This window comes from Microtetraspora fusca (genome assembly GCF_001570365.1).
Lineage (GTDB): Bacteria > Actinomycetota > Actinomycetes > Streptosporangiales > Streptosporangiaceae > Microtetraspora > Microtetraspora fusca.
On sequence record NZ_BBYK01000061.1, the window covers coordinates 42,281 to 53,241 of the forward strand.

11 protein-coding genes are annotated in these 10,961 nt (G+C 71.8%); 7 read left to right on the plus strand and 4 right to left on the minus strand.

Annotated elements, in window-relative coordinates; translation table 11 throughout:
• Window positions 1–65 precede the first annotated feature (65 nt).
• A complete protein-coding gene (locus AWQ68_RS28640; RefSeq protein ID WP_066945922.1) occupies window positions 66–1,061 on the minus strand; it encodes a LacI family DNA-binding transcriptional regulator in 996 nt (331 codons plus the stop codon).
• 130 nt (window positions 1,062–1,191) lie between these two features.
• Between AWQ68_RS28640 and AWQ68_RS28645 the strand changes: the two genes are divergently transcribed.
• Window positions 1,192–1,566 carry a DUF8711 family protein gene (locus tag AWQ68_RS28645; RefSeq protein WP_066945925.1) on the plus strand — a complete coding sequence of 125 codons (375 nt, stop codon included), beginning with the start codon at window positions 1,192–1,194 and terminating at the stop codon, window positions 1,564–1,566.
• A 177-nt stretch (window positions 1,567–1,743) separates the two neighbouring features.
• On the opposite strand, the gene AWQ68_RS28650 is transcribed toward AWQ68_RS28645, so the two are convergent.
• The 3 genes from AWQ68_RS28650 to AWQ68_RS28660 all read right to left on the minus strand — a co-directional run bounded on the left by AWQ68_RS28650 (window position 1,744) and on the right by AWQ68_RS28660 (window position 2,616).
• Window positions 1,744–2,052 (minus strand): hypothetical protein, encoded by a 309-nt coding sequence (locus tag AWQ68_RS28650; protein ID WP_066945928.1) that lies wholly within the window; start codon window positions 2,050–2,052, stop codon window positions 1,744–1,746.
• Window positions 2,053–2,058: 6 nt separating this feature from the next.
• Window positions 2,059–2,289, minus strand: a complete 231-nt coding sequence (locus AWQ68_RS28655; protein WP_066945932.1) for a DUF6158 family protein — start codon at window positions 2,287–2,289, stop codon at window positions 2,059–2,061.
• A gap of 138 nt (window positions 2,290–2,427) precedes the next feature.
• Window positions 2,428–2,616 (minus strand): hypothetical protein, encoded by a 189-nt coding sequence (locus AWQ68_RS28660; protein ID WP_066945935.1) that lies wholly within the window; start codon window positions 2,614–2,616, stop codon window positions 2,428–2,430.
• A 120-nt stretch (window positions 2,617–2,736) separates the two neighbouring features.
• Here AWQ68_RS28660 and AWQ68_RS42840 point away from each other — a divergent pair, with 120 nt between their 5' ends.
• From AWQ68_RS42840 to AWQ68_RS28690, 6 genes are all read left to right on the plus strand, one after another.
• Window positions 2,737–2,886 (plus strand): hypothetical protein, encoded by a 150-nt coding sequence (locus AWQ68_RS42840; RefSeq protein WP_157545843.1) that lies wholly within the window; start codon window positions 2,737–2,739, stop codon window positions 2,884–2,886.
• A gap of 227 nt (window positions 2,887–3,113) precedes the next feature.
• Window positions 3,114–6,338: a S41 family peptidase gene (locus AWQ68_RS28670; RefSeq protein ID WP_066945942.1), complete on the plus strand. Its 3,225-nt coding sequence runs from the start codon at window positions 3,114–3,116 to the stop codon at window positions 6,336–6,338.
• Window positions 6,339–6,401: 63 nt separating this feature from the next.
• The gene (locus tag AWQ68_RS28675) at window positions 6,402–6,905 is read left to right on the plus strand and encodes a PH domain-containing protein (protein ID WP_066945944.1); all 504 of its coding nucleotides are present in this window, start codon (window positions 6,402–6,404) and stop codon (window positions 6,903–6,905) included.
• On the plus strand, window positions 6,902–8,662 hold the full coding sequence (locus AWQ68_RS28680; protein ID WP_066945947.1) for a PH domain-containing protein: 1,761 nt from the start codon (window positions 6,902–6,904) through the stop codon (window positions 8,660–8,662). Before AWQ68_RS28675 ends, AWQ68_RS28680 begins: the two co-directional genes overlap by 4 nt.
• Before the next feature lie 47 nt (window positions 8,663–8,709).
• Complete coding sequence (locus AWQ68_RS28685) at window positions 8,710–9,798, plus strand: D-alanyl-D-alanine carboxypeptidase family protein (RefSeq protein ID WP_066945949.1); 1,089 nt, start codon at window positions 8,710–8,712, stop codon at window positions 9,796–9,798.
• A gap of 69 nt (window positions 9,799–9,867) precedes the next feature.
• Window positions 9,868–10,929 carry a DUF2293 domain-containing protein gene (locus AWQ68_RS28690; protein ID WP_245656168.1) on the plus strand — a complete coding sequence of 354 codons (1,062 nt, stop codon included), beginning with the start codon at window positions 9,868–9,870 and terminating at the stop codon, window positions 10,927–10,929.
• Window positions 10,930–10,961: the final 32 nt, after the last annotated feature.

Consider the following 10,961-nt stretch of genomic DNA (forward strand, 5'->3'; position numbering starts at 1 on the left):
CAACCTTGACCGGCACCCCGGCCTGGATCAAGGTGTACAGCCGGGTGGTCTCGCAGTCGACTGCACTACTGGCCGGCGGCGGTGCGGGGCCGGGCCGTGGAGGCGCGGACCACCAGCTCGGGCTCGAAGAGCAGTTCGCCGGTCGCGACGGCGGTCCCGTCGATCTGGCTGACCAGCAGCTCGACCACGGCCCGTCCCATCGCCTCGATCGGCTGCCGGATCGTCGTCAGCGGCGGATCCACGCACGTCATCAGCGCGGAGTCGTCGTACCCGACCACGGACACGTCCTGGGGCACCCGCGCCCCCTGGCGGCGGGCGGCCCGGATCACCCCGAGCGCGAGCGGATCGCTGCCGCAGACGATGCCCGTCACATCGCGGGCGAGCAGCTTGGCCGCCGCCGCGTGGCCGCCCTCCAGCGAGTGCATGGTGTGCTCGACCAGCTCGCCGCCGGACGCCCGGAACGCCTCCAGCTTGCGTACGGACGGCATGTGGTCGGGCGGGCCGACGACGAGGCCGATGCGCTCGTGCCCGAGCGCCCGCAGGTGGCCCACGGCCTGCTCGACGGCGATCGAGTCATCGCACGACACGCGGGGGAACTCCCAGTGGTCGGCGGCCGCGTTCACGAGAACCGTCGGCAGCCGCCGGTCGATCAACCTGAGGTAGTGCTCGTGCACCACCCCCGCCTGCGTGTACAGGCCGCCCGCGAAGACCACGCCGGACACCTGCTGCTGCAGCAGGAGATCGACGTAGTCCGCCTCCGAGATGCCGCCGACGGTACGGGTGCAGAGCACGGGCGTGAACCCCTGCTGGGCGAGCGATCCGCCGACGACCTCGGCGAACGCCGGGAAGATCGGGTTCTGCAGCTCCGGGAGCACCAGGCCGACCAGCCGGCCACGCTCCCCGCGGAGCTGCGTGGGCCGCTCGTACCCGAGCACGTCAAGCGCGGTGAGCACGGCCTCCCGCGTCGCGTCCGAAACGCCCGCCTTGCCGTTGAGCACGCGACTCACCGTCGCCTCGCTCACCCCCACTTTTTTGGCAACTTCGGCAAGTCGTCGCGTCATGGGCGCAAGCATAGGTCCGGCAACACCGGTACTTTACGATCTCCCGCTTTTGTAAGCGGGTTGTAAGTGACCTGCAAGGGGGCGTCCCTAGCGTCGCTCCCCGTCTCAAAGATCACTAGGAAGGCAATCAATGAGCATCGTCCGGAACTCCCTCGCCGTCGTCGCGGCATCCGCGGTTCTCGCCCTGACCTCGGCCTGCGGCGGCGCCGACAAGGCGGCCCTCTGCACGGAGGTGACCAAGGCGATGACGGACTACCAGGGTGCGATGGCCTCGGCCGGGACGAACTTCGACGGGTTCAACAAGGCGAGCGCGGACCTCGCGGCCAAGCTCAAGGAGCTCGCGGGCAAGGCCGACGGCGACCTCCAGAGCGCGCTGACGAAGTTCGGCGACTCCTTCGGCGACCTCAAGATCGACCCGAAGGACCCCGCCGTCGCGACCAAGGTCGGCGATTTCGCCAAGAAGGCCGCCGAGGCCACCACGGCCCTCGGCAACGCCTGCGTCTGACGTCGAGCGCCCCAAGGTCTTCGGAGCTTCCCCAAGACCCCTTCACAGGGCCCTGTAAAGGGGTCTTCCCCGCGGACACCCATCCGCGCCGAAGCCGCCGCACTCCGCGAGTGCGGCGGCTTCGCCGTGTCGGCGGCGTCACTACCGGGATTCACCGCCCGCGTTCACCGTCGCGGCTCAGTACTCCAGGCCCCAGTCGTGGGGTCCGACCAGGTAGGCACCCTGGCGGCGAACCAGCCACCCGTCGGCCACAAGGACGTCCAGGCTGTGCCGTACGAACTCCTCGGGGAGGTCGGCGAGCCGGGCGATCTCGGTGGCGGTGGCCACGCGCCGGTCCACGTACAGCGCGGCGACGGTCTCGTACACGCGCATGTCGTCGTCGTGCACGCTCTGCACGTCGGCGAGCGGCCGGGGGACCTCCGCCGCCTGACCGGGGGCGTCACCGCCGCGACGGTGCGGCTTCCGGCCCGTTGCGGTCCTGCTCACGGCGGCTCACCTCATCCGTGCTCCGCTGCGCAGGCGCCCCGGATCGATGTCCCGCTCGGGGTAGCGCTTGAGGTACTCCTCCTCAAGCTCCCGGGTCCGGGTCGTGTGGTGCTCCAGCGCGTCGTCGGATCCGTGCAGGAGCGTCTCGTTCCGGGTCTCGTGGAGATGGCGCATCTCTCGAAAGAGATCGTCGTCGTCGAGTTCCCGGGGGTCGACCCCCATTTCCCTGGTCGTCATTCTCTGCTCCCTCAGGCGATGCTCATTTGCCTCGCTCCGCTCGGCGGCTCGGGGCGCCCGAAGTCGGCTCGTGTCGTCACGTCCTCACTCCTTCGTCGCTCCGGGCGTTCCACGGTTACTTCACCGCCGCGCCCCTCGTCAGACCTGGGTCGGCTTGTCCCAGCGCTCGTCGGGCCACCCGTCCGAGGCCCGCGCGTTCGCCGGATCGGTTTCGGACGGGGCGTGCTCCTCGGCGAAGTCGGGCTCCTCCTCGATCTCGGCGCCGCTCTCGACACCGCCCACGTCACGGCGGTCGCGGTTGTGCTCACGGTCCTTGTCGCGTCGCATGCCGCACCTCTGCCCGGTCTGAAGTCAGCAAACCTCGTCACGGGGTGACAAATAACCGGATTGGGTATCAACCGCCTTGATGCGGACATGGGCTCGCATCATGGCTCAAACGGGGGAATTATGGCTGAAACACCCAAGAAGAAGGCCGCGAAGTCGACGGGCAAGGCCAAGAAGACGGCCATCAAGCAGGCCCGCTCGGCCAAGCAGTCCAAGAAGTCGCCGGGATCGAGCGGCTCCATGGACGAGCGACCGACGACCCAGAACGAATAGCCACAAAACGAATAGCTGACCGAAGGGCCGGGCCACCCGATCCGGGCCCGGCCCCGGACGCGCCACGCCACCGAGATCCGGTTCGCGGACACGCCGGTCGCCCCGCCGCGGACACCGGGTCGCGAGATCCGGCGCCGCGATATCGGGGCGCCCCACCCGCACCGGCACCGCCCGCCAGGTCCGGGGTGTGACCATCCGGACACATCCGCGACACCCGGCGAGGCGGCATGTCTGGATATTTCCGCTTTCCGACAATCTTTCGCGACGTCATCGTGTTCGCCTGCGAGGACGATCTGTGGATGGTCCACGCGGACGGCGGTCGCGCCTTCCGGCTGACCGCGGGCCTGGCGGAGGCGACGTACCCCCGCTTCTCCCCCGACGGGGCCCGCATCGCCTTCGTCGGGCGCGAGGAGGGGCCGGAAGAGGTCTACGTCATGCCCGCGGAGGGCGGGGCGACGCAGCGGATCACCTTCCACGGCGCCAGCTCCGTGGTGACCGGCTGGGACCCCTCGGGCGCCATCGTCTACGCGAGCGACGAATGCCAGCCGTTCGACGGCTACCGGTGGCTGCACCGCGTCCGTCCCGGCGAGGTGCCCGAGCGCCTGCCGTACGGCCCGGCCGGGACGATCTCGTACGGCCCGCCCGCCCCGGGCCAGGGACGGTACGGCATGGTGCTGGGGCGCAACACGGCCGACCCGGCGCGCTGGAAGCGGTACCGGGGCGGCACCGTGGGCGACCTGTGGGTGGACCCGACGGGGCGCGGGGCGTTCCGGCGGCTCATCCAGCTTCCCGGGAACCTCGCGTCGCCCTGCTGGGTCCGCGACCGGATCTACTTCCTGTCCGATCACGAGGGGATCGGCAACGTCTACTCCTGCACTCCGCAGGGTGAGGACCTGCGACGGCACACCGATCACGGCGACTACTACGCGCGCAACCTGTCCTCCGACGGGTGCTGCCTCGTCTACCACGCCCACGGCGCCGTCTATCTGCTCGACCCGTACGACGGCGCGGCGCGGGAGGTCGAGATACAACTCGGCAGCTCGCGCACCCAGCGCAACCGCAGGTTCGTCTCGGCCGCGGAGTACCTGGACACCGCGACGCTCAGCCCCGACGGCAGCGGGCTCGCGATCACCACGCGCGGCAAGGCGTTCTCCTTCGCCAACTGGGAGGGGCCGGTACGCCGCCACGGCGAGCAGGACGGCGTCCGCTACCGCTTCCTGACCTGGCTGAACGACAACCGGCGGCTGATCGCGGCGGCCAGCGACGCCGGCGACCGCGAGGTGCTGGTCATCCTGACGGCCGACGGCGAGACGGAGCCGATCCGGCTCGATTCCGCCGACACCGGGCGGGTGAGCCGGCTCGCCGTCTGCCCGACAGGCGACCGGGTGGCGGTCACCAACCACCGCAACGAGCTCCTCGTCGTCGATCTCGACCACCTCGGCGACGAGCTCGGCGTACGCGTGACCGAGGTGGAGGCCAGCCTGTTCGGGGCGATCGAGGACCCGGAGTGGTCGCCCGACGGGTCGTGGCTGGCCTACGCCTGCCCGATCTCCGCGCAGGCCATGGCGATCAAGCTGTTCCATGTCGAGACCGGCGAGACGTTCATGGCGACGCTGCCGCTGCTGGTGGACCACCGGCCGTCGTTCGATCCGGGAGGCCGCTACCTCTACTTCATCGGGCAGCGGGCGTTCACCCCCGTCTACGACGAGCTCCAGTTCGACCTCGGCTTCCCGCTCGGCACGCGGCCGTACGCGATCGCGCTGCGGTCGGACGTGCGGTCGCCGTTCGTGCCCGAGCCCCGTCCGCTCTCCGAGACCACGGCCACTCCCGCCGAAGACACGGGCCGGGCTCCGGAGGAAGCGGGCGGCGAGGCAGCCGAGGAGGCCCCGGCGCCGCTGGTCATCGAGACCTCGGGCCTCACCGACCGGATCATCTCCTTCCCCCTGCCGGAAGGCCGGTACGGCCGGGTCGCGGGGCTTGAGGGCAAGGTCGTCTACACGACGTACCCCACGCTCGGCGGGCCCGCCACCCTGCGCTGCTACGACTTCGCCAAGCAGAAGGCCGAGGTCCTCGTGAGCGGCCTGACCGACTTCGAGCTCGGCCGCGACCACAGCACGCTGCTCTACCGCGCGGGCGACCGGCTGCGGGTCCTCAAGGCGGGCGAGGAGCCGCCGGACGACGACACGCCGAGCCGTACCAGCGGGTGGATCGACCTGAACCGGGTGAAGGTCTCGGTGGCCCCGGCCGCGGAGTGGCGGCAGATGTTCCGCGAGGCGTGGCGGCTGCAGCGCGAGCACTTCTGGGACGAGGACATGGCCGGCATCGACTGGGACGCCGTCTATGACCGCTACCTCCCCCTGGTCGACCGGGTGACCACGCGGGGCGAGTTCTCGGACCTGCTGTGGGAGCTGCTCGGCGAGCTCGGCACCTCGCACGCGTACGAGACGGGCGGCGAGTACCGCGAGCGGCCGCACTACTGGCAGGGGAAGCTCGGCGTCGACTGGTCCTACCGCGACGGGCGCTACATCATCGCCCGGATCGTCTCCGGCGACCGCTGGGACCCCGATGCGACCTCACCGCTCACCCGGCCCGGGGTGAACGTACGGCCCGGCGACGCGGTCATCGCGATCAACGGGCAGCCGCTCGGCGTCCACACCACGCCGAACCAGCTCCTCGTCAACCTCGCCGACGAGGAGGTGGAGCTGACCGTCGAGCGCGACGGCGAGACCCGGGCGGTGGTCGTGCGGGCGCTCGCCGACGAGACGCCCGGCCGGTACCGCGACTGGGTGACCGCCAACCGGCACCTGGTCCATGAGCGGACCCGGGGCAGGATCGGCTACATCCACATCCCGGACATGGGACCGCACGGCTTCGCCGAGTTCCACCGGGGATTCCTCGCCGAGTACGACCGCGAGGGCCTGATCGTCGACGTCCGCTTCAACGGCGGCGGCAACGTGTCCGCCCTCCTGCTGCAGAAGCTCTCGCGCCGGCGGCTCGGGTACGACTTCCCACGCTGGGGCGTGCCCGAGCCGTACCCGCCGGAGTCGCCGCGTGGGCCGCTGGTCGCGGTGACGAACGAGTGGGCGGGATCGGACGGCGACATCTTCTGCCACACGTTCAAGCTGCTCAAGCTCGGGACACTGGTCGGCAAGCGGACCTGGGGCGGGGTCGTCGGCATCTGGCCCCGGCACCACCTGGCCGACGGCACGGTGACCACGCAGCCGGAGTTCTCCTTCGCGTTCGACGACGTCGGCTGGCGCATCGAGAACTACGGCACCGACCCGGACATCGAGGTGGACATCACGCCCCGGGAGTACGCGCTGGGCGTGGACAGCCAGCTCGACATGGCCATCGACGTGGCGCTGGAGCGCCTCGGCGTCTCGCCGCCGCACACCGCGAACCCGGCGGACCGGCCCCGCCCGACCACACCGACGCTGCCGCCCCGCGCATGACATTTGTCCCGGAAAAGCGGGGATCGGCGACAGGCATGCGGCGGTGGGTGATCTGGCAGAGTAATGGGCGTGCAAACCCCCACCACCCTCCGTCCGCCGCTGCACCGCGTGAGCCGTACCGCGATCTGGTACTGGACCGTGCGGGCGTGCATGGGTTGGCTGGTGCTCATCGGCGCGCAGGTCGCCTGGATGGTGGCCGACGGCGGTGACCACCGCACCCTGCGGCTCTCGACGCTCGGCGTCACCGCGGTCCTGGCCGCCGCGCACCTGATCGTCATGCCCCAGTGGCGATACCGCGTGCACCGCTGGGAGACCACGCCGGAAGCCGTGTACACCTTGTCGGGGTGGTTCAAGCAGGAGTGGCGGATCGCCCCGGTCTCGCGCATCCAGACCGTGGACAGCGAGCGCGGCCCCCTGGAGCAGCTCTTCAAGCTGGCCAACGTCACGGTGACCACCGCCTCCGCGGCCGGCCCGCTCAAGATCAGCGGCCTGGACCGCGAAACCGCCGACCGCATCGTCCACGAGCTGACCGCGAGCGCGCAGGCCACCACCGGTGACGCCACGTGAACGGCGACGGCGGCGAGGAGTGGCGGCGGCTCAACCCGCGGATGCTGGTCGTCCACCCGTTCCATGTGGCGGTACGCGCCGTGCCCGCGCTGCTCGGACTGTTCGTGGCCGGGTCGCGCAACGGCGTCTCAGGTCATGTGTGGAGCTTCGGCGGCCTGGGGCTGATGATCGTGCTCGGCGTGCTCCAGTGGTTCACCACGACGTTCCGGATCACGGACGAGCACGTGCAGGTGCGCAAGGGACTCTTCCGCAGGCAGGTGGTGACGGTCCCCCGCGACCGGGTGCGCACCGTGGACGTCACCTCGCACATCCTCCATCGCGTGCTCGGGCTGGCGCGGGTCGAGATCGGCACCGGCCGCTCGGACCAGAAGGGCGGCGGAGCGGTGAAGCTCGACGCGCTCGGCACCGCCGAGGCCGCCCACCTGCGCGAGGAACTGCTGCACCGCCGGCCCGCGTCTGCGGCGCGGACCGGCGAGGCGCTGACGGCCGCCCCCGCGGCGACCTCCGTCGGCGTGGCGACCGGCCCGGCCGACGGCGATCCGGCGGCGGGCCCCGGCACGGGAACCGGCGCCGGCCAGGCCGCGTGGGTGGAGACCACGGGCGCGGGGCAGGCGGTCGCGAGCACGGGACATGTGGGAGCCGGGACCGCTCCGCGCGGGGACTCCGCGCCGGTCACCTGGGATGCCGGGCAGGAGGAGACCGAGCTGGCCCGGCTGCGGCCGCACTGGATCAGGTACGCCCCGTTCACGCTCTCGGGCGTCGTCGCGATCGGCGTCGTCGCCGGATTCCTGTCCCGGCTGGCCAACGAGGGCGGCGTGGACCTGCGGCAGATCGGCGCGCTGCGCGACGGCTGGGAGTGGTTCACCGACATCCCCGTGTGGACCGCGATCGCGGCGTCCGTCGTCGCCCTGATCGTCTTCGTGGCGGTCGCCTCCACGCTGGGGTACGTCATGTCGTTCTGGGGGTTCCGGCTGACCCGGCACTCCGGAGGCACACTGCACGTCGCGCGGGGGCTCGTCACGACCCGGGCGACCACGATCGAGGAGCGGCGGCTGCGCGGCGTGGAGGTCAGCGAGCCGCTGCTGCTGCGGGCCGTACGCGGGGCCCGGCTGATCGCGGTGACCACCGGCCTGCGGGTCGGACGCGGCGCGCAGCGCGGCGGCTCGATGCTCCTGCCGCCCGCGCCGGTCGCCGAGGCCGAGCGGCTCGCCGAGGTCATCCTCGCTCCCGTTCCGTCCGGCGCCTCTCCACGCGAAACGTCGCCAGGCGAGGCGTCGCCGATCACGGTCCCTCTCGTCCCGCACGGTCCCGCGGCGCTGCGCCGCCGCTTCACCCGCGCGCTCGGCGTGAACGCCCTGGCCGTGCTGGCGCTCCTGGCGCTGTGGGAGTGGGCGGGCTGGCCGGCCTGGACCTGGATCGCCGCCCTGGCGTGCCTCCCGTTCGCGGCGCTGCTCGCGGCCGACCGCTACCGGAACCTGGGGCACGCCATGACCCCCGAATACCTGGTCACCCGCTGGGGATCGCTGGTCCGCAGGCGGGTCGCCCTGGAACGCGACGGGATCATCGGCTGGAACGTCACCCGGTCGTTCTTCCAGCGCCGGGCGGGACTGGCCACGCTCACGGCGACCACGGCGGCCGGCAGGCAGGGCTACGGTGTCTCGGACGTGACGATGAGCGAGGCGATCGACCTCGCGACGGCGGGCATCCCCGGCCTGCTCGACCCGTTCCTCGTCGTCCCGGAGAAGCACACCCCCTGACCTGGACAAACCCGCCTGACCTGGACAAACCCGCGCAAGGAGATCCGATGAAGCGCTTCACGAGGGCGGTCGTGTCCCTGGCCGTCCCGCTGGCGGCCGTGCAGCTCGTCGCGGGCGCGACGGTGCCCGCCGCGGCTGCGGCGCCGCAGCCTGTGCGGGTGCCGTCCGGGGTGACGGCGGGCTACGTCGTCTTCGACCGGCAGGCGGGCAAGGTGATCGCGAATCACCGGGTCCATCACCGGTTCAGGTCCGCCTCGGTGGTCAAGGTGCTCATCGCGATCGACTACCTCGAACGGCGGAAGGGCGCGATCCCGGCCTCCGACGCGGCGCTGCTCGCCACCATGCTGCGCGGCAGCGACGACGACGCCGCGACCGCGCTGTGGCGGCGCGGCGGCCAGGGCAAGATCGTGCAGCGCATGGCCCAGAAGATCGGCCTGACCGACACCGCGCCGCCACCGGCGGCCAAGCCGGGATTCTGGGGATACACCGCGATCAGCGCCCTCGACATCGCCCGGGTCTACCGATACCTGCTCGACACGGCGGAGCCGCGCGTACGCGACGTCGTGATGGGCCACCTACGCCAGGCGCAACAGTGCGCGAAGGACGGTTTTGACCAGTATTTCGGCATCCCGCGCGGTGTTCCCCGCCCGTGGGCGGTCAAGCAGGGCTGGTCGGGGTACGGCTCCGTGCCGCCGGTCAAGTGCGTACGTCCCACGAGCCCCTCGACCGGCATGGCGCCGCGGGTAGCGGCGGGCCCGACCGCGACCGGGGCAAGCCTGGCCCGGGTGAGCGTCGCCGATCTCACCGCCGTCACGACCGGCACAGCGGGTCGCGCCTCGGACCTCACCGTGGGCCGTTCAGCAGGTCTCACAGCGGGTCTCGCGTCGGGGCTCACCGTGGGTCGTGCAGAAGGTCCCACCGCGGGTCGCGTGGCAGGTCTCACGACAGGACGTGCGGCGGGTCTGCGGCGGGCCAATCCGGTGGACTTCAGCCGTCCCGTGCTCCACACGACCGGCGTGATCGGCGACCGGTTCATCATGGTGGTGCTGACCACCCAACCGGCCGGCGCGTCCTTCGGCTCGTCGGCGACCCGGCTGACCGCCCTCGCCCGGGACCTCTACCGCAGCGTGCGCTGAGGACCGCCGTTATCCACAGGCTCGACCGGCGCTGTGCCGTACGGGCCGGGGATGCGGCACCCTTGTCCGGTGGGAAACGACGAGGCGACGGGGAGCAGGCTGGCCGGGCGCGTGGCCCGGGCGGCGCATGAGGCGCTGACCCTGCGGGGGCACGTGACGGCGATCGACGTGATCACGGGCCTGCGCTGGTCCTATATGAGAGACGTCGAGACCTGGCGGCAGGGGCGGGCCGACAGCCTTGAGCGGGTGACCGCGGTGAACGCGGCGAAGATGGCCGACGCCGTGACGCTCCTCCGCGAGTGGGCGCTGGCGCGCGGGCTGGTCCAGGGTGAGTCCGCGTACGTGTCGGGGGGCCGGGACCGGCGCCCGCTGCGCTTCACCATCGAGGGCGGCGAGGAGCTGGAGCGCGCGTTCCGGGTCCACTGGTTCTCTCCGGAGCTGAGCGAGGCCCGGCGCAAGCGGCTCGCCGAACGGGAGGCACAGCCGCCGGACCTGACGGTCGTCGTTCCCCTCGAACCGTGGACGTGCGCGGGCTGCGGGGACACCGGGCCGCACCACATCATGGAAGACGACCGGCCACACTGCCTGACCTGCGCGGACATGGACCATCTCGTCTTCCTTCCCGCCGGAAACGCGGCGCTGAGCCGCCGGGCCAAGAAGGAGAGCGTGCTGTCGGCGGTGGTCGTCCGGTTCAACCGCCGCAGGAAGCGGTTCGAACGGCAGGGCATCCTCGTCGAAGAGGAGGCGCTGGCCCGCGCCGAGGAGCAGTGCCTCGCCGACGAGGAGGTACGGCTCCGCCGCCGCGAGCGAGACCGGCTGCGGCGCGAAGCGGGGGACGTCGAGTTCCAGGCCGAGCTCGCCGCCGAGATCCGGCGGCTGTTCCCCGGATGCCCACCGGAGCGCGCCGAGGCGATCGCCCTGCACGCGGGGCTGCGCGGCAGCGGACGTGTAGGCCGTACGGCCGCGGCCCGCGTGCTCGACGAGCAGGCCGTCACCCTGGCCGTCGTCGCCTCGGTACGCCATCTGGACACCGACTACGACCGCCTGCTGATGGCCGGGGTTCCCCGGAAGGACGCGCGCGACCGCATCCGCGACCGCATCGACGAGGTGCTCACCGCGTGGCGCGCCTGAGATCGACGAAGGCCGCCCATGACGCCCCAACC

Excerpts from the sequence above, each read along its gene's own strand:
- AWQ68_RS28675 (WP_066945944.1), top strand. The coding sequence starts at position 6,402 with ATGGGCGTGCAAACCCCCACCACCCTCCGTCCGCCGCTGCACCGCGTG.
- AWQ68_RS28655 (WP_066945932.1), bottom strand. The coding sequence starts at position 2,289 with ATGACGACCAGGGAAATGGGGGTCGACCCCCGGGAACTCGACGACGAC.
- AWQ68_RS42840 (WP_157545843.1), top strand. The coding sequence starts at position 2,737 with ATGGCTGAAACACCCAAGAAGAAGGCCGCGAAGTCGACGGGCAAGGCC.
- AWQ68_RS28645 (WP_066945925.1), top strand. The coding sequence starts at position 1,192 with ATGAGCATCGTCCGGAACTCCCTCGCCGTCGTCGCGGCATCCGCGGTT.
- AWQ68_RS28685 (WP_066945949.1), top strand. The coding sequence starts at position 8,710 with ATGAAGCGCTTCACGAGGGCGGTCGTGTCCCTGGCCGTCCCGCTGGCG.
- AWQ68_RS28660 (WP_066945935.1), bottom strand. The coding sequence starts at position 2,616 with ATGCGACGCGACAAGGACCGTGAGCACAACCGCGACCGCCGTGACGTG.
- AWQ68_RS28670 (WP_066945942.1), top strand. The coding sequence starts at position 3,114 with ATGTCTGGATATTTCCGCTTTCCGACAATCTTTCGCGACGTCATCGTG.
- AWQ68_RS28640 (WP_066945922.1), bottom strand. The coding sequence starts at position 1,061 with ATGACGCGACGACTTGCCGAAGTTGCCAAAAAAGTGGGGGTGAGCGAG.